The organism is Psychrobacter sp. K31L (genome assembly GCF_017942195.1).
GTDB classification, from domain to species: domain Bacteria; phylum Pseudomonadota; class Gammaproteobacteria; order Pseudomonadales; family Moraxellaceae; genus Psychrobacter; species Psychrobacter glaciei.
The window spans coordinates 574796-593071 of sequence record NZ_JAGKSC010000001.1; the positions used below are offsets into that span (position 1 = coordinate 574796).

15 protein-coding genes are annotated in these 18276 nt (G+C 44.5%); 4 read left to right on the forward strand and 11 right to left on the reverse strand.

Features of this window, described 5'->3' with window-relative positions; genetic code table 11:
• Window positions 1-67: 67 nt before the first annotated feature.
• Window positions 68-1252: an acyl-CoA dehydrogenase gene (locus J5X94_RS02270; protein ID WP_010198628.1), complete on the reverse strand. Its 1185-nt coding sequence runs from the start codon at window positions 1250-1252 to the stop codon at window positions 68-70.
• A gap of 230 nt (window positions 1253-1482) precedes the next feature.
• Here J5X94_RS02270 and J5X94_RS02275 point away from each other — a divergent pair, with 230 nt between their 5' ends.
• On the forward strand, window positions 1483-2256 hold the full coding sequence (locus J5X94_RS02275) for an IclR family transcriptional regulator (protein WP_227679671.1): 774 nt from the start codon (window positions 1483-1485) through the stop codon (window positions 2254-2256).
• 179 nt (window positions 2257-2435) lie between these two features.
• Here the strand turns inward: J5X94_RS02275 and J5X94_RS02280 are convergent, their stop codons facing one another.
• From J5X94_RS02280 to J5X94_RS02295, 4 genes are all read right to left on the reverse strand, one after another.
• Window positions 2436-3149, reverse strand: a complete 714-nt coding sequence (locus tag J5X94_RS02280) for a DarT1-associated NADAR antitoxin family protein (protein ID WP_189581250.1) — start codon at window positions 3147-3149, stop codon at window positions 2436-2438.
• A gap of 108 nt (window positions 3150-3257) precedes the next feature.
• Window positions 3258-3962, reverse strand: coding sequence for a hypothetical protein (locus J5X94_RS02285; protein ID WP_210539736.1), 705 nt, complete (start codon window positions 3960-3962; stop codon window positions 3258-3260).
• Between the two features lie 271 nt (window positions 3963-4233).
• On the reverse strand, window positions 4234-5553 hold the full coding sequence (locus tag J5X94_RS02290; protein WP_189581244.1) for a short-chain fatty acid transporter: 1320 nt from the start codon (window positions 5551-5553) through the stop codon (window positions 4234-4236).
• 376 nt (window positions 5554-5929) lie between these two features.
• On the reverse strand, window positions 5930-6577 hold the full coding sequence (locus tag J5X94_RS02295) for a glutathione S-transferase (protein WP_210539737.1): 648 nt from the start codon (window positions 6575-6577) through the stop codon (window positions 5930-5932).
• A 507-nt stretch (window positions 6578-7084) separates the two neighbouring features.
• On the opposite strand from J5X94_RS02295, the gene J5X94_RS02300 reads away from it, so the two are divergent.
• Together J5X94_RS02300 and J5X94_RS02305 are read left to right on the forward strand one after the other, a co-directional pair.
• Window positions 7085-7852, forward strand: coding sequence for a class II aldolase/adducin family protein (locus tag J5X94_RS02300; RefSeq protein WP_210539739.1), 768 nt, complete (start codon window positions 7085-7087; stop codon window positions 7850-7852).
• Window positions 7853-7858: 6 nt separating this feature from the next.
• Entirely contained in the window at window positions 7859-8740 is an 882-nt protein-coding gene (locus tag J5X94_RS02305) for an alpha/beta fold hydrolase (RefSeq protein ID WP_210539741.1), read from the forward strand.
• 45 nt (window positions 8741-8785) lie between these two features.
• Here the strand turns inward: J5X94_RS02305 and J5X94_RS02310 are convergent, their stop codons facing one another.
• The 5 genes from J5X94_RS02310 to J5X94_RS02330 form a co-directional block, all read right to left on the reverse strand.
• Complete coding sequence (locus J5X94_RS02310; RefSeq protein ID WP_210539743.1) at window positions 8786-10471, reverse strand: AMP-binding protein; 1686 nt, start codon at window positions 10469-10471, stop codon at window positions 8786-8788.
• Window positions 10472-10546: 75 nt separating this feature from the next.
• Window positions 10547-11620, reverse strand: coding sequence for a CaiB/BaiF CoA transferase family protein (locus tag J5X94_RS02315; RefSeq protein WP_210539744.1), 1074 nt, complete (start codon window positions 11618-11620; stop codon window positions 10547-10549).
• Window positions 11613-13784: a 3-hydroxyacyl-CoA dehydrogenase NAD-binding domain-containing protein gene (locus J5X94_RS02320; RefSeq protein WP_210539746.1), complete on the reverse strand. Its 2172-nt coding sequence runs from the start codon at window positions 13782-13784 to the stop codon at window positions 11613-11615. Before J5X94_RS02320 ends, J5X94_RS02315 begins: the two co-directional genes overlap by 8 nt.
• Window positions 13785-13901: 117 nt before the next feature.
• Window positions 13902-15110, reverse strand: coding sequence for an acetyl-CoA C-acetyltransferase (locus J5X94_RS02325; protein ID WP_189581227.1), 1209 nt, complete (start codon window positions 15108-15110; stop codon window positions 13902-13904).
• 109 nt (window positions 15111-15219) lie between these two features.
• Complete coding sequence (locus J5X94_RS02330) at window positions 15220-16371, reverse strand: acyl-CoA dehydrogenase family protein (RefSeq protein WP_010198593.1); 1152 nt, start codon at window positions 16369-16371, stop codon at window positions 15220-15222.
• Window positions 16372-16653: 282 nt separating this feature from the next.
• On the opposite strand from J5X94_RS02330, the gene J5X94_RS02335 reads away from it, so the two are divergent.
• Window positions 16654-17292 (forward strand): TetR/AcrR family transcriptional regulator, encoded by a 639-nt coding sequence (locus tag J5X94_RS02335; RefSeq protein ID WP_210539748.1) that lies wholly within the window; start codon window positions 16654-16656, stop codon window positions 17290-17292.
• 111 nt (window positions 17293-17403) lie between these two features.
• On the opposite strand, the gene J5X94_RS02340 is transcribed toward J5X94_RS02335, so the two are convergent.
• The gene (locus tag J5X94_RS02340; RefSeq protein ID WP_210539750.1) at window positions 17404-18051 is read right to left on the reverse strand and encodes a hypothetical protein; all 648 of its coding nucleotides are present in this window, start codon (window positions 18049-18051) and stop codon (window positions 17404-17406) included.
• Between the last annotated feature and the right edge of the window lie 225 nt (window positions 18052-18276).

The window sequence follows — 18276 nt, forward strand, 5'->3', positions numbered from 1 at the left end:
AAAAAGCAAAACAATAACGTACGTAATAAAATACAGTTGTACCAAACACTTTTAACTTAAAATCAGTTTAAAAGAATGCTTGAATACCTGTCTGCGCACGACCTAGGATGAGCGCATGGATGTCATGCGTGCCCTCATAAGTGTTGACAGCTTCCAAGTTCATCACATGACGAATGATATGGAACTCATCAGAGATACCGTTACCGCCATGCATATCACGAGCGATACGAGCGATATCAAGCGCCTTGCCGCAGTTATTACGCTTAATAAGTGAGATCATCTCAGGCGCGGCGTTGTCTTCATCCATCAAACGACCAACACGTAATGCCGCTTGTAGACCTAAGGTAATTTCTGTCTGCATATTGGCCAGCTTTAACTGTACCAGCTGCGTTGCTGCCAATGGACGACCAAACTGCTTACGATCGAGCGTGTACTGACGAGCCGCTTTCCAGCAGAACTCAGCCGCACCCATCGAACCCCAAGCGATACCATAACGGGCTTTGTTCAAGCAGCCAAATGGCCCTTTTAGACCACGGATATCTGGAAAAGCATTGGCTTCAGGGACGAATACTTTGTCCATGACAATCTCGCCCGTGACTGAGGCACGTAATGAGAATTTGCCTTCAATTTTCGGTGCTGACAGACCTTTCATACCTTTGTCTAAAACAAAACCGCGAATCTCGCCAGCATCATCTTTTGCCCAAACGACAAATACATCGGCGATAGGACTGTTGGTAATCCACATTTTATTACCTGTCAACTCATAACCGCCATCGACTGCGCGCGCACGAGTAGACATTGATGACGGATCAGAACCCGAATCTGGCTCAGTCAGACCGAAGCAACCGACATATTCGCCTGAAGCAAGCTTAGGCAAATAACGCTCTCTTTGTTCTTCGGTGCCATATGCCCAAATAGGATGCATCACTAGGCTTGACTGCACGCTCATCGCAGAGCGGTATCCGGAGTCAACGGCTTCCACTTCCTTGGCAATCAGACCATAGGCAACACTGGATAAACCAGCACAGCCGTAACCTTCGATAGTCACGCCAAGTAAGCCCATTTCACCCATTTGACGCATGATATTACGATCGAAATTTTCATTGCGATTGGCCTCAACGATGCCCGGCATCAGCTCTTTTTGAAAAAACTGACGGGCACTGTCCGTGACCATGCGTTCTTCTTCAGTGAGCTGGTCGCGTAATAAAAAAGGATCTTCCCAATCAAAGCGTGGGCTGGTAGATGTTGCCATGTGGATCTCCTTGATATCAGTCATCCTGACTGACGAGTAGTGATTGATACATCAATTGGTTTAACAAGTCATTGACTTCGTTATTCCGCTGTGCGAAACTTAGTTTCATAATTTAAAACCATTTAAGCAAAATTTAGCCACGCTGTAAACCTTTATAAAAAAAAGATGAGTATAAAATGACAACACCCTTATCGACAGCTACGCCGCTACTGAGACGAATGCATGGAACAATGAGCCAAAGCAAGGAGGATAATGACCGACAATTTGTGACGGCACTGGGTCGCGGATTGATATTGCTGGCCGCTTTTGAGCATCATGAACGACTCACCCATCAGCAATTGTGTCAGATGACAAATCTACCAAAAGCGACCGTTACTCGCCTTATCCATACGTTGACCACGCTTGGGTTTTTACGTACGAATGAATACGGACAGTATCAATTGGGCAGTAGTGCTGTACGGCTAAGCGCCACCGCGTGGAGTCGCCATGATATGGTCTCGTATGCTGAGCCACTATTACGGCAATTCGCCAGCAGCAATGAAGTATCGGTGAATTTGGCAACCGAAGTCGAAGGTGAAATGCGCTATCACGCCTGCTGTCGTAGCCCTGCACGCTTATCGGTCAATTTACAAGTTGGCTCAGCCGTACCCGTTGCACGTACTGCTATCGGGCGCGCCTTCTATGCCGCAAGCTCACAGGCGAGACAGGCTGTGATCAGTAGCAATCTAAAAGAACATTTGTCTATAGAGGATTATAACCACGCGCAAACTGCCTTAGCCAACGCGGCAGAACATTATGTGGCGCATGGCTATACCGTGTCAGATGGGGAGTTTTCTACCGATATATTGGCAGTCGCTGTTGGGGTGTATGATGTCGCAACGGGACAATACGCTTATTCGCTCAATGCCAGTGTGCCAAGCGCCAACTGGGAAAGCGCCGACTATGCGGCGATGATTGTGCCAAAGTTGCAGGCATTGGCTGAGCGGATTGGGAGTGGTGTTTAAACATTTGAACTATATATAGTCAGTGAAAAGTAATATCGATACATCATGCACGGCTAATATCAATTTTTTGTAGCCTCTGTCTGCGCAGGCACAGCAAGCAAGAAAAATTGATATCGGCAGTGCCGTAGCGTTTTTAGGGTCTTTTGACTATGCGTACTAAAGCATATTCTGTCTAGCCATTAGACCCAACCCTCTTCCAAAAGCTGCTCGGTATTACTGACTTTGAACTCATCACATAAATTATAAAACGCTATTGGGTCTTCAATATTATCGAGCAACTCTCGTTTATTGAGCGCCACAAACAGAGCCAATGCATAGGCCGCGCAATGGATGGATTTTTTGGGATTGAAGGTGATGTCAGTAAAGGCCTGATATTGCATCACTTCCTCGTGCAGCTGAGGATTTTGCTTTAGGGCATTTACATACAGCCAATCATAAAACACGGTTAACGGCTCTACACCCCACTCCATACCAAAATAATTATAGCCAGTGAGTTCTCCTGAGGTGGTTAATCGCTCGTCCTTTCTGGCTTGTCTTGGCGGTACTGTCAGCAAGTCAAGGTAAGGCCCACCGTCCTCAAAAACCATGCTTGCTTGAAAGGCATTTTCGACACTGTATTGATTGCCATCATGCTCATCAGTGATCTTTAAACTGAACGGGCTTAGCGGAAAACTCAACTTATTGCCAGATTTGCTCGACAGCTCTAACACTTGCTTAAATCCATATTTTTTACGAATGACCTGTTGCAGGTCATTGATGGACTTTTTCTTTTGTCTAGTTGCAAATCCCACATGCCGCTCAAACCTAACCATATCCGTTTTTACCAAATTGTCACTGTTGACTTTGGGCATGAATACAGGTCTGTGTTCTACAGCGTTTTGTGCTTGTTCCATAGCGATGTGCCTTATTGATGATTCTGAATATATAACTTTGCCAGATTACCACTGTCTTGGTACAAATCATAACCAACTTGATCGGAAGTACCAGACTTATCTTTCAGGCTATTCCGCATCATCCAATAATTTATTAAGCTCGTCCACCATGGCATCATCTATGATGCTGTCTTCTACATAGCTTACGATCTCATCTATGGTCGTCAAATCCATTTCCCGAATACCTAAGCTGGCTAGCTGCTTATTAATAGAGTCTAAACTGTCATTGTCTTCAGAGTCATCCAATAAATCCTCTTCGAATCTGCCTCTCACAAACCAATACATTTTTTCTAGCACAGTGTCTTTTTTGGTTAAAGTAGAATAACCATCGCCATAAATAAATAAGTTAAAATGATAAAGTATCTCTATATCATTAATAAAAAAAGTACGCTGACACTCTAAAGTATAGGCTTGGATTTCTTTATCTTCGACACCTTCATCATTTTTATTGTCTTCATCATATTCGATCGCTTCCTCTACCAATCCGCCTAGTATTTGATAGTCGCCTACTTTAATTTTATGATTATAAATGATAGAGGAGTCTGCGATTGCATCGAAAATAATAGCACTGACATCCAGCGTATTATTATCGATGTCATAAAATCTCTTTAGTGCGGGTAAAAACTCAGTTAGCTTTTCTTCAGGTACTGGGATCAAAAACTGCTGCTCGTATATTTTAATCATATCTTCAGGCGCATAGGTATTGGCAGTATCAGTCTCGTTTCTACCTGTGGGCTGTAAAGGTGCAAAATCATACGGGTTACTATTAGTCATTTAGGATTGCCTTTTTATTTGGGTTAGCAGTAATAGATGTCTACTATTAAAAAATAATATGCGTTTCGATATGTGTTTCTATATGCGCTTCTAAGGGCATATAAACCTCTCAATATATGCTTAGAATGTATGCGGGTATTGTCGCTTATTTGGACAATTTTAGATAGGCAGCGACAGATATACCACTTGAATTATTTTCATAAAAAAAGACCTTGCCCATCAATCAGGCAAGGTCTAAACGTTAAGCTGTCACGCTAAGGCTATTTTTTAATTATAAAAACAATAACCCTAACCCAATCACAACGCCACTGACGACCAAAACAATGACACAAAAGCCCATGATATCTTTGGCTTTTAGTCCAGCGATTGCCAGTGCAGGCAACGCCCAAAATGGCTGAATCATGTTTGTCCAAGCATCGCCCCATGCGACGGCCATGGCAACTTTCGCGGGGTCACTGCCAAGCATTTCCGCAGCTTCCAGCATAATTGGCGCTTGCACTGCCCATTGTCCACCACCCGAAGGGACGAAAAAGTTGACCAATCCAGCACTTAAGAATGCAAAAAGTGGCAACGTGTCTGCTGTCGAAACGCTAACGAACGCTTCTGACATAACGGCTGCCAAACCAGATGCCGTCATCATGCCCATAATACCTGCATAAAACGGAAACTGAACGATGATAGCACCTGCGCCTTTGACCGCTTCTTGAACGGCAATCAAATACTTGCGAGGCGTTCCGTGGAATATGATGCCAAGGAACAAGAACATAAAGTTGACCAAGTCGAGCGTTAACGCAAAGCCGTTTTGTACAAAATAATAGACGATAAAGGCAAGCCCCAATGCGCCTATGACCATCGATAAAATCCAACTGTTTTCTAAACGTTCTGCTGGTGTCATGTCCGATTTTGCCGGAAGCTTTTCAATGACGGGATCAGCCAAAACCTTCGGATTTACGGTAACGGTATCTTCTCTTTTTGGCATCATTAAACGGTTTAATAACGGGACAATAATAACCAGCGCAGCAACGATAATTAAGTTATAACCCGCAAAGATGGTCGCAGTCGTCGGAATAATACCAATTTTGTCAACGAACGGATGGCCTTCTGTGGCAATCGATAGAGGAATCGAGCCAGAGAATCCAGCATGCCAAATGATAAATCCTGAATAAGCACTGGCAATCAATAAACGGTAATCAACATGTTCAACACGCTTTGCCAACTCTTTGGCGAATAACGCACCGATGACTAACCCAAATCCCCAGTTAATCCAGCTCGCTGCCAGAGAAACTAAGGTTACCCAAATAATAGCACTACCTGGCGACCGTGCAAAACCGGCAAGCTTGCCCAGCCCTTGTTTAAATATCGGGCTGCTTGCCAAGACAAAACCAGTGACGAGCACCAGCACCATTTGCATTGAAAACGCGAGTAACGCCCAGAACCCTTCACCCCAATATGCCACCATCTGTACAGGCGAAGAATCAGTCAGCCCTAAGCCCATACCAAAAATGACGACAGTTAAGATAATGACAAACAGAAATGGATCCGGTAAATACCTCTCCATCAAACTGTTCGAAAAACGTGTAATTCCTTTCATTTTACAACTCCCTTTGTATATAAATTCGAACGTCGTCCATAATCCTAAGGTTACCGCATTATTGCTTTGTATTCTTACTCATTCAGCAACAATCGGCTTTTATTATTCTGTGTCAGCTTTTTACATTTTCTTTATCATTTTTCAAAAGAAAAAGTCTTTGTAGAGCCGTATTGCCCCACAAAGACTTCCAGTCATGAAACCTCTTGCACAAATCATTGAGAGCCTTTGTGAATCTATTAGAGAGAGTCAATGAACAGGTATCGTCTAAAAATTTATTGCTATAATTTAGTTCTATAAGAAGCTATATGTTAAGTTTTTCAGATAAGTCTATTAAAGTCCTAATGTTAAGAAAACCAGAAGATTCACGCTCTTGGTATCAAGAAGGAAAGACCACTATATCACTCTCTTCTTGCCAAAGGGGAAACTTGGTCATGGCTTGCAAAAAAAGTGGCTGCTGAAGCCAGTGTTGTAGCCATTGCTGCAGATTCGGGTAAGGTAAGCTATAAAAGACATCGCGATCCACATGGGCAAATTGGCGGACAAAAGGCATGATACCAATATCGGCAATGGTCGGGTTATCCCCCAGTAAATATGAATTTTTAGTCAACAGCTCTTCTAAAACTTGTAAAAACTCTTCACCCCGTTGTCGATACTCTGTCTGGGTCATCTCAATATGACGGTCAGCATATTTATAGCGATCCAGCCAATGCTTAAATTCATTGTCGTTTTGATCGAGCAGAGTATGGCTTTGATGCAAGACCACTGCATTGAGTAATCCCTGCGGATCTGTCTGCTCAAGCGCCCACACCATTATGTCGCGACTCTCTTCAATCACCACACCATCAGCAAGCTGCAAAACAGGGACGGTGCCTTTGGGACTAATAGCCAGCATTTGAGATGGTTTATTTTTCAGAGCTATCTCTCGCAACTCTACCTGCAACTCAGCAAATAAGATACCAAGTCGGGCGCGCATGGCATAAGGACAGCGACGAAAAGAGTATAGGCGATGCAGTGAAGAAGTCATGGATATTTTTCGCAGTTGAATTGAGGTCAATGTGCTCAGAGTTGGAAGACTATTATCTTACTACTTATTGCTTTCCACGATAAAATAATTGTCGCCTTCCACGCTAAATAGTATGGAAAATATCTTTCACCTGCTTATGATAACAATGCGAACACTAATCCTCAATGATAGGAGACAAACGTTTCATCTCTCTATCAAGCTAAAAAACCAAATGAAACCTATTGCCTTCAAATATAGTCAAAATACCCCAAAACGCTACGACACGGCTGATATCAATTTTTGTAGCCTCTGTCTGCACAGCAAGCAAGCAGAATTAATATCAGCAGTGCGTGATGTATCGATATTAATTTTCACTGACTATATCTATATTAAACATGTCATCAGCGAGCCTCAGGCATCTTGAATACAGAATTCAATTGCTTTTATTTATTTTAGGATATAGATTCAAGGAAACTTTACGAAAAAAATGATGTATTCATCACCTTCAAAACAGTCAAGGATGACCTAATGAACAATAATTCAACGCCGAATGTAAAAGACCATGTAACCGAACAAGAGTGGCAGATGCGAGTCAATCTGGCGGCTTGTTATCGATTGATTGCTTCGTATGGTTGGGATGATTTGGTTTTTACTCATATTTCGGCACGCGTACCAGATACTGAGGATGAATTTTTAATTAACCCCTACGGTTTATTGTTCGAAGAGATTACTGCCTCTAATCTGGTCAAAGTCAATCAAGCTGGTGAAAAAGTGTCTTCATCAGCATTCGATATCAATCCTGCCGGATTTACCATTCATAGCGCCGTCCATGAAGCCCGTAACGATGCCCACTGCGTGATTCATCTGCATACCAGCGATGGTGTCGCTGTATCTACTCAGCAGCAGGGCTTACTGCCTATCTCACAGCAATCCTTATTTCCATTATCTAACTTGGCATATCACGATTACGAAGGTGTCGCCTTAAACCCTGAAGAAAAAGTACGTTTAGTCGCTGACCTTGGCGAGGCCAATTTTATGATTTTACGTAATCATGGCTTACTCACTTGTGCCAGCAGCGTGGCGGATGCTTTTTTATATATGTACATCATGCAAAGAGCCTGCGAGGTTCAGATCAAGGCACAAAGCGGTGGCAGTGAATTAACCTTGATATCACCGCAAATATTGGCTGGTATCCAAGCGGCATCCAAACAAGTGACTAAAGAGGCCAATGGTGACATTGCGTGGCCCGCCTTATTAAGAAAACTCCGCCGCACTGATCCGTCATTTGAGGAGTAACCTTCGATGATAACACTGAGCGAATGGCAACAGCAGGGACAGCTTGAATCTATTAACGGTCAGCAGATTTTTACCCGTCAAGGCGGAGATAAAGACACGCCAGCCTTACTGTTGATTCATGGCTACCCTAGCGCCAGTTGGGACTGGGAAGGTATGTGGGATAAGCTCACTGAGCATTATTATGTAATTACTCTGGATATGCTGGGGTTTGGCTTGTCCGATAAACCCAAAAACGCACGCTACTTAATCAGTGAGCAAGCTGATATTTTTGAGACTGTTTTGCAGCGTCTTGGTGTCAAAGACTATCATATTTTGGCGCATGATTATGGCGATACGGTTGCACAAGAATTGTTGGCGAGACAAGTTGATGACAGTAGTGATAGCAGCGACAGGCACATTGCCAGTGTTTGTTTTTTAAATGGTGGCTTATTTCCTGAAACTCACAAACCCATTCTGATTCAAAAACTGTTGTTGTCGCCATTAGGGCCTTTGCTATCCAAATTCATTAACAAGCGAAAATTCGCGGACAATTTACAACACATATTTGGACCTGCAACACCGCCAACCCCTGAAGTCATCGACACATTATGGCAGCTGTTAACACACAATAATGGTTTAGCAGTGATGCATAAGTTGATTGACTATATCCCTCAACGTCAACAATACCGTGAACGCTGGGTAGGCGCGATTATCAATAGCAACGTGCCGGTTAAACTGATCGCAGGTGCCAAAGACCCTATCTCAGGTAAACATATGATTCATCGTTATCGTGAATTGATTCCCAATGCCAATACCACAGAAATGCCAGCATTGGGACATTATCCGCAAATCGAAGATGCCGACGCTATCAGCGCTGAATATCTGACATTTAGGAAAAGTGTTGGATAAAGCATCAGTGATGAGTGTTGATAAACGTGATAAGCCATTCGGTAATCATGTTTTATTAGCCGATTTTCTGAGCTCATGACGCAATATCTTACCGACTGTCGACTTGGGTAATTCATCAATAAATTCGATCTGTCTGGGACGTTTGTACCCCGTCAGATCTTCTTTACAGAACTGCATGATTTCATCTTTTGTCAGACTGGCATCAGCTTTAACGATAAAGACTTTGACCGACTGTCCCTGTAACTCATCATCGATACCAACGACGGAACATTCAGCTACTTTAGGATGTCGCTCGATCACGTTTTCCACTTCATTAGGATAGACATTAAAGCCACTGACGATAATCATGTCTTTTTTGCGATCATAGATTTTTACGTAGCCCTTCTCGTCCATAGACCCGATGTCACCGGTCTTCAGATAGCCGTCAGCGGTGAAGAACCCAGTATTGTCGATATTGTGGTAGCTTGCGATGACATTGTCACCTTTAATACATATTTCCCCAACCTCACCGACTTCTAAAACTGTCTCATCCTCATCACGAATATTAATATCTACACCAGGTAGCGGCATGCCGATGCTGCCGTTGAACGCTTTGTTGGTAAAGGAATTGGCCGTGCCCACGCCAATGGTTTCTGACATCCCCCAACCTTCTAAGATGGGATGACCGGTTGAGTCGAGCCATTTTTTGGCGGTTTCTGGCGTCGCTGCCATGCCCCCAGCCAAAGAGAGTTTTAACTCAGAAAAGTCAATCGTTTTAAACTGCGGATGTGCCATCAAGGCCTGATATAGCGTATTTACTGCTGGTAAAAGATGGAATGGCCGCGAGTTTAAAGTCTTGATAAAACCATCAATATCACGCGGATTGGTAATGAGCGTCAGGTGCTGCCCCACTCTGAAACCTAGCATAGCAACTACAAAAGCAAAGATATGATAAAGCGGCAAAGCAACAATGGTATTCATTTGCTTATCATCGTCCACATCAGCATACACAGGCTGAAACCATGCCTCAAACTGCGAGGTTGCAATCTCTATGTTGTGATGACTAACGATAATACCTTTAGCTTTGCCTGTCGTGCCACCTGTATACGTTAACAGCGCCACGTCTTTAGTATCAGCGTCAGGTCGGGTATAGCTCATATTTCTACCCTTTTTTAGGACAGACTTATAGCTTTGTACTTGATACTGAGCATTAGATTTAAGTGAGTGTGGCGGGACTGCTTTTTTAATATATTTGGCAGCCAAGTCGACGATTTTGCCTTTGACAGTGCCCAGCATATCCCCAATATCGCTATAGACAATGGTTTTTACACCCGTGTCATGGACAATTTTTTCGAGCGTTAAACAAAATGGGGTCAAAATAAATATCGCTTTACAGTCAGAGTCGTTCAATTGATGCCTCAACTCACGCGCCGTGTACAAAGGATTGACGAGGGTAATGACCATTCCTGCCCGTATTACTCCGATGACGATGGGCAGATATTGATTGACGTTCGGCATCATAATGGCTATCACCGATCCTTTTTCAAGATTAAGTCCTTGAATCCAAGCGGCAACAGCTCTAGAGGTTTCATCAACCTGTGCATAGGTATAAGTGACACCCATGTTGGTGATAAATTCCTGTTGAGAAAATTTTGCAAAAGAGCATTCAAACAGTTCTAGTAATGACTGGTTTGCCGCTGAGATATCAGACACGACGCCTTTCGGATAGTGATCTATCCAAATTTTTTTCATTATAACCTTCCTTGGTCATTGGTCATTAATTTTTTGAAGAGCGCTATCTATTGGCTATAACATTAATATCCTCTCTTACTGCCAGCCGGATGTAGCACCATGCTCATCTTGATGTGCAAATAAGGGGTGTGCTTGGGCTTCTTCTAAGGTCAGTACTGGGGTCACGCAGACATCTGCTGACGCAAAAGTTTGTTGCCAATGCTCAAGTGTTTGACTGGCAAATTTATCGCTTACCGTCTTAGCCGCCGCTTGGCTTTCAGAAGTGTTTGGCATAATACCAAGTTGCCAATGACTATTTTCGAGCGCAGGCAAATCCAATACTTCACACAATCCTTGCCAAAATTTTAGCTCTAGCGAGCCAACGGCCATATGACGCTCGTCTGCTGTTTTGTATAATCGGTAGCAGGGTAATAGACCACCCAAAAAATCATGCTGCGGTGCTGGCTTTTGTCCTGAGAAGCTTTTCACCAGCGCTCCCGTTGCCTTTGGCATGACCAGATGCTGATACAAGCTGTGCGTCATACTGACGGCAATATGACGACCTTTGCCGGTACGCTGGGCGGCGAACACAGCAGCGAGCAATGCAATCACAGCGGTATCACTGCCACCTGCCAAATCTGCGAATTGCACGTTAGGCATCGCCTGCTCGCCAGTGGCAGTCTTTAGCTGATCAAGCACACCGCTCATCGCCATAAAATTAATATCGTGACCGGCTTTATTAGCCCAGTCATGAGTGATCGCTTTATCTGCTGTACTGCCACCCGCCACGCCATAACCAGTGATCGATACCATCACCAGCTGAGGATTAATCGCATGCAATGTTTTGGCATCTAATCCCATGCCCTCTAACACGTCAGGGCGAAAGCTGTCTAACATCACATCGGCATCTTTGAGATGCGCTTTGATAGCGTCAATACCTTTGGGATCACGAAAGTCGTGTTTCTCGGTGGTTTTACCATGGTTTAATGCTTTAAACAATTCGCCAAAGGCTCTGGCAGGATCGCCATTTTTGGGCTCAATTTTAATAATTTCTGCGCCCAAATCGGCAAGCAATCGCGTAGCAAAAGGCCCCGGCAAGTTACGAGTCAAATCGACCACTCGCAACCCCTGTAAACAATCTGCCATAGAATGCGCTATTGTATTAGCCATCTACAAACTCCTCGCCTTTTTTGGCCATATCCACAAGAATCTGCGCAGGTTCAAAACGCTCACCGTATTTGCTGGCAAGCTCATGGCTGCGTGCAATGAATGTCTCTAGACCCATCGAATTGATAAATTGCAGAGTGCCGCCTTGATGTGGTGCAAACCCCCAACCAAAGATTGAGCCGATATTGGTATCAGCGACAGAGCGCACGACGTTTTCTTGATAGCATTTAGCAGATTCGTTGGCTTGGATAAACATCAAACGATCAATCATATCCTGCTGAGTTGGCTGCTCATCCTTGGTGGGAAAAAGATTGGTCAACTCAGGCCATAGTTTTTTGTCACCGTTTTCTTTATAGTCATAAAAACCTTTGCCGTTCTTTTTTCCTTCTCGGTCATGCTCATTGACCAGTGTTTTGAGTATCTCGTACGAGGGACGCACAGTGATAGGTTTACCTTCGGCTTGCATATCCAGCTGCTGCTGTTCACTCACGTGCAAAGCCAGACTTAATGACACCTCATCTTGCAATGCCAGTGGCGGCATGGGCATACCTGTTTTCATGCCAGCGACCTCAATACTGCGCGGATGGACGCCCTCTCCTAGCATTGCAATACCTTCTGACACATAGGTACCAAATACGCGCGACGTATAAAAACCGCGACTGTCATTAACAACGATGGGTGTCTTACCAATTTGAACGACATAATCAAACGCTTTTGCTAAAGTGGCGTCGTCAGTTTGCTCGCCCATGATAATCTCAACCAACGGCATCTTGTCGACTGGCGAGAAGAAATGCAGACCGATAAATTGATTGGGACGCGTGCTGGCTTTTGCCAATCCAGTGATAGGCAATGTTGACGTATTAGACGCATAGACAGCAGTGTTAGGAATAACTGCCTCAGACTGCTCAGTACACTTGGCTTTAATCTCACGGTTTTCAAAGACGGCTTCGATAATCAGATCGCACTCTGCCAAATCATCATAAGACACTGTCGGCTTGATGCGATTGAGTAACGCTTGCTTTTTATCTTCTGTTGAGCGTTTACGGCTAATGGCTTTATCCAAAATGGTGGCAGAATAGGCTTTGCCTTTTTCAGCGCCTGCCATTTCGGTATCTAGTAGTACCACTTCTATGCCTGCTTTGGCTGAGACATAAGCGATACCTGCACCCATCATGCCAGCACCTAAGATACCGACTTTTTTAGTTTGTGTCCGCTCAAAGCCATCAGGACGTGACTGCCCTTTTTTGATGCTGTTTAGCTGCGTCCATAGCGTGTTAATCATATTTCTAGATTCAGCAGACAGCACACAAGCAGCGAAGTAACGTGACTCAAGCTCAAGTCCTGTATCTATATCCACTAAACAGCCTTCGAACACGCAAGACATGATATGGGTAATCGCAGGATAGTTGCCATGTGATTTTTGATTGGCCATAGCAGGCGCGATAGAAAATATGGGTACGACTTTGGGGTGTTTACTATCACCGCCGGGGATTTTGAAGCCTTTCTTATCCCACGGTTGCTGCGCTGTAGGATTGGCTTTTATCCAATCTGTCGCCTGCTTGAGCATATCTGCTTTGTCAGTGGCAGTGGCATCGATTAAACCCATGTCTTTAGCAGCAGCTGGACGCAGCTCTTTACCTTGGGTCATCAGCTCTAAAGCTGATTGAATACCGACCAATCGCGGTAAACGCTGAGTACCACCACCACCCGGTAGCAAGCCCAATTTGACTTCAGGTAGACCCAGTTTGGTTTTAGGCGAATCAATCGCGATACGATAATGACACGCCAATGCCAACTCCAAACCACCGCCAAGTGCCGTTCCAGTCATGGCAGCGACGACAGGTTTTCCCGAAGTCTCAAGTTTGCGTAAGCTAGCTTTCAGGTCTTCGGCCAGCTCAAAGGCTTGTTCAGCGGTTTTAATACTGGCCAATTGGTCAATATCAGCACCGACCACAAAGGTTTCTTTACCAGAGGTCAGAATCAAACCTTTGGCGGACGCATCGTTAATAAAGCTGTCTGTCATCACCGCAAAAGTATCGGTAAAACCATCGCCGATGACATTCATTTTGCGACTGCTTTGGTCAATCGTGACGGTGATAATGCCATTATCAGATTCGGCAGAAAAGTTATTCAATGCATTGATGGCATCTACGCTGTTTATGCTCATGTTAAGTCCTTCTTATATTATTTTATGTCGATATAAATCACTAAAAATCTCTTAGCCCTGTCTATTAACGCTATCCATTAACCCATTAACGCTATTTATTAGCATTATCTATTAGTGCTATACGCGCTCAATAATAGTCGCAATGCCCATGCCACCACCGACACAGAGTGTAATCATGGCCGTTTTTAGGTCACGACGTTCTAACTCGTCAAGGACAGTAGTCATGAGCATCGCGCCCGTGGCACCAAGGGGATGACCCATAGCGATAGCGCCACCATTGACGTTGACGATATCAAGCGAGATGCCAAAGTCATCAGCTGTATTGAGTGGCACGGCAGCAAAAGCTTCGTTGATTTCCCATAGGTCTATATCTGAAGCTTGCATCCCCGCTTTTTTGAGCACTTTTTGGCAGGCAGGCGTTGGCCCTGTCAGCATAATGGCAGGTTCCGAACCAACAACTGAAGCCATCGTGATTTTGGCACGGGGCTTGAGGCCTGCTTTTTTACCAGCGGCAGCGCTACCGACTAAGCAAATTGCCGCGCCATCGACGATGCCTGACGAGTTACCCGCATGATGCACGTGATTCACTTTTTCAATAGTGGTATACCTGTCCAAGATCACGCTATCAAAGCCCATCTTGCCCGGCATAATAAAGGAAGGATTGAGACCTGCTAAGGTCTCGACATTGGTATTGGGACGGATGGTTTCGTCTTTATCCAATAGCGTCATGCCATTGATATCAGTGACAGGAACGACCGATTTATCATAATAGCCCTGCTCCCACGCATTCGCAGCGCGGCGATGCGATTCGCTGGCAAAGGCATCGACATCGGTACGACTAAAGCCTTTCAGCGTCGCTATGGTATCTGCACCAACGCCTTGCGGCACAAAATGTGTCGCTTCGTTAACGCGTGGATCCATATACCATGCACCGCCGTCAGAGCCCATCGGTACGCGGCTCATCGACTCTACGCCGCCTGCGACCACCATGTCCTCCATGCCTGACATGACTTTGGCGGCAGCGAGATTGATAGACTCCAGACCTGACGCACAAAACCGAGACAAAGTAACGCCCGCCACACTTTGCGCCCAGCCAGCATCAATGACAGCAATACGGGCAATATCAGAACCCTGCTCACCAACGGGTGTCACACAACCAAGTACCACATCATCAACCAAACTGGTGTCCAAATGATGCCGCTGTTGCATCTCTTTTAATAGAGTACGGGTCAGCCAAATTGGTGACGCCTGATATAAGGAGCCATCCTTTTTACCTTTGCCGCGCGGAGTACGGATAGCATCATAAATGTAAGCAGTCTCAGTCATAAAAATCCCTTTTTTTCTTTTTAAAAAAATAGCAATGATGGCAATCTAGTCGCCATGTTAAAACCAATAAGCAGAGTCAATGATTAGAATAAATAATTAGATCAGCCAATTACATAAAGCGTGACGCCAGCTCTTTCATGATTTCATTGGTGCCGCCGTAGATTTTCTGTACGCGGGCATCGGCATATAGGCGAGCAATTGGGTACTCTGTCATATAACCATAACCGCCAAACAGCTGGACACATTCGTCGATCACATCACACTGCTTTTCGGTCACCCAGTATTTAATCAATGATGCCTGCGGTACCGTCAATTTGCCTTCTAACATGGCATCAACAGCGGCATCGCACATAGTGCTGGCAGCAAGATAATCGGCGTAGCATTCTGCCATTTTAAAGCGCGTATTTTGAAACTTCCAAATCGGTTTACCAAACGCTTCCCGACCTTTGACATAATCTAGCGTCAAATTAATCGCCAGCTTCATCGCACCAACGCCCGTTAAAGCAATGATTAAGCGCTCGCGTGGCAGTTCTTGCATCATTTGAATAAAACCCATGCCTTCGGCAGTGCCCAACAGATTCTTTTGTGGCACACGCACATTACTAAAGAATAACTCCGACGTATCTTGAGAGGTCAGACCAATTTTGTCGAGATTACGACCACGTTCAAACCCTTCTACCTTGTCCGTTTCTACCACGATAAGCGAAACACCTTGCGCGCCTTTTTCCCGATCGGTTTTGCACGCGAGCAAAATCAGGTTGGCATGCTGACCGTTGGTGATAAAGGTTTTTGAGCCATTGATAATATAATCATCGCCATCTTTTACCGCATAGGTTTTGATGTTTTGTAGATCTGAGCCAGTACCAGGTTCGGTCATGGCAATCGCAGCCACATACTCGCCCGTCGCCATCTTAGGCAGCCATTCTTGTTTTTGCGCTTCTGTGCCATGACTCAAGATATAGGGGGCGACAATCCCTGAATGTACCATGCCACCGAACCCTGATTGATTGGCTTCCGCTTGTGCGTATAACAGCGCCGCTTCATGACCGAAATCACCGCCGCCGCCGCCATACTCTTCAGGTATAGAGACACATAAGAAACCGTTTTCACCTGCCTCTTCCCACGCGGCACGGTCTATCATGCCATTTTTGCGCCACTGTTCATCCTTTGGCTCCCAACCTTTGAACATTTTAAGCGCGCTGTCATAGACCATTTCGTGCTCTTCGGTCATCCAGTTTGGGGTAAATTTTTCAATACTCATGTTGTCTATCCTTGACGATGGGAAGTTGCTATCGGTTAATATAAAATGCTATTGAGCATAAATATATCACTTATGGTAATTTAAATTACCGTTTGGTATAATCTAAACATTCTTTGTATTTATTGAGATTCAAGACTCATACTAAGATAGTGAAAGACAATACGCAACCTATCAACAAACAATGGTAATTCATATTACCTAATAAAATTTTAGCGTATCAAACGACCAAATAAGTGGCTATCGAACTGTCTAAAACCCCCTATCCTAAAGGAATGATAAAGCATGCAATCCACGAATCAGATGCCTAATACGACTGAGAGCCGAGCACTGGCACCTTTATCAGATATGCGCCCTGCGACTTTAGAAAAAATTGAAAAAGCCGTTCGTAAAGTGTTTGCAGGTTTTGATGCTAACGAAGTGACCATGGTGCAAATTGCGAAGTCTGCCAACGTCTCATTGCAAACCCTCTATAAATACTTCGGGGACAAACAAACGCTATTCAACATGGTGATGGATATCGTACTCGGCAGACTGGCGGCACGCATCATGGATCATTTGCAAGGCATTGACAGCGTGCAAGATCGCCTGCGTAAGACGCTATGGGTATGTTTTGACTTCGTAGACTCACATCCTGATGCGGTTATGGTGCTGTCATCGGTATCGGTATCACGCATTCGTCACATTGCTATCTATGAGAATAAGGAGCTGATTGGGGCTTTTTTGGAGGTATTAGAAGACGGTCAGAAACGTGGTGTATTGAACGACACCGTGCCGCTATATATTCTGTTCGATGTGTTTATGGGTTTTATCAGCCGTTTGGGTTTGATGCACATCATGCGGCAGACAAATGCCCCCATAAATAAAGAATTTGATGCGCTGTTCGTCATTTTATGGCGAGCCATATCTAAGCCTGAAGTATAAATAGGCTTAGATAATTTGCAAAAACGAAAAAGCCTCACTATCAAGTGAGGCTTTGCTCTGTTTAAAAGCTTATTTGCGCCGATGTTTAGACCTATAGTGTCATCGAGACTCTCAAACACTACTCGATTTTGGCAATCCATACGCTATTCTGTTAACCACTGCATTATTGTTCTCAACCGTCAAACGGTAGCCTTGGATGATGCCGTCATAAGGTAGATTGCCTTCATAATACTGATAATGCTCACGGATACCTTTTTTCACTATCGACGCACGCTCGCTCTCGCTCAGTTTGGCAAATCCCTCTGGTAACTGCACTTGAGCCAACCGAGAAGCACCATCACGAGACATCCAATTTGCGCCCGCAGTAAACGTAAAATTCACATCGGCTCGTAAGCTATATTCGGGTAAAGAATTGGAATAATGCGCTAAGTCATGCTTAATCTGAGCGATATCTTCTACAAATGGCTGGTACGGTATCTCAAGTATGTTAAACAACTTTGCTAAGAATTCATCGGCAGTAAAGTATTTATCCATGTAACTACCATCAAGCCCCAGATACTTATTCGACAATACATGACGTAAGCGATCACAGGCAGGTATCGTGTGTTTGAGAGGATACCCCATGGCTTTGATGATGGCTTGCGAACGCAGCTCAAGCGTGTCTATTTGATTGACTGCATATTGCGCGAGAGGGTGGCGTGGGTGATAACGACGGGTATATTTGGACTGATTGGTAGCGTGGCTTGTAAAATTGGACACCTTAGACTCCTGTAACTCCGACGAAAAAGTATAAAACGAGCCCATATAGGCAAATAAAATTAGGCACAAATGAGGATGTCGGAGTACAGGCTCATGCGCTTTACCAGAATTGTTTTATATCGTGCTGGAAGTTGCAAGGTTCGTATGTCACCATTAATTATTATAACGGACGACGATACAAAGCTGTTAAACCCACGATAGATCAGCTAGCGATGATAGCACATC

Coding starts and splice junctions, on each gene's coding strand:
- J5X94_RS02275 (WP_227679671.1), top strand. CDS start 1,483: ATGAGCCAAAGCAAGGAGGATAATGACCGACAATTTGTGACGGCACTG.
- J5X94_RS02285 (WP_210539736.1), bottom strand. CDS start 3,962: ATGACTAATAGTAACCCGTATGATTTTGCACCTTTACAGCCCACAGGT.
- J5X94_RS02330 (WP_010198593.1), bottom strand. CDS start 16,371: ATGAGTATTGAAAAATTTACCCCAAACTGGATGACCGAAGAGCACGAA.
- J5X94_RS02305 (WP_210539741.1), top strand. CDS start 7,859: ATGATAACACTGAGCGAATGGCAACAGCAGGGACAGCTTGAATCTATT.
- J5X94_RS02295 (WP_210539737.1), bottom strand. CDS start 6,577: ATGACTTCTTCACTGCATCGCCTATACTCTTTTCGTCGCTGTCCTTAT.
- J5X94_RS02290 (WP_189581244.1), bottom strand. CDS start 5,553: ATGAAAGGAATTACACGTTTTTCGAACAGTTTGATGGAGAGGTATTTA.
- J5X94_RS02315 (WP_210539744.1), bottom strand. CDS start 11,620: ATGGCTAATACAATAGCGCATTCTATGGCAGATTGTTTACAGGGGTTG.
- J5X94_RS02325 (WP_189581227.1), bottom strand. CDS start 15,110: ATGACTGAGACTGCTTACATTTATGATGCTATCCGTACTCCGCGCGGC.
- J5X94_RS02300 (WP_210539739.1), top strand. CDS start 7,085: ATGAACAATAATTCAACGCCGAATGTAAAAGACCATGTAACCGAACAA.
- J5X94_RS02335 (WP_210539748.1), top strand. CDS start 16,654: ATGCAATCCACGAATCAGATGCCTAATACGACTGAGAGCCGAGCACTG.
- J5X94_RS02270 (WP_010198628.1), bottom strand. CDS start 1,252: ATGGCAACATCTACCAGCCCACGCTTTGATTGGGAAGATCCTTTTTTA.
- J5X94_RS02280 (WP_189581250.1), bottom strand. CDS start 3,149: ATGGAACAAGCACAAAACGCTGTAGAACACAGACCTGTATTCATGCCC.
- J5X94_RS02310 (WP_210539743.1), bottom strand. CDS start 10,471: ATGAAAAAAATTTGGATAGATCACTATCCGAAAGGCGTCGTGTCTGAT.
- J5X94_RS02320 (WP_210539746.1), bottom strand. CDS start 13,784: ATGAGCATAAACAGCGTAGATGCCATCAATGCATTGAATAACTTTTCT.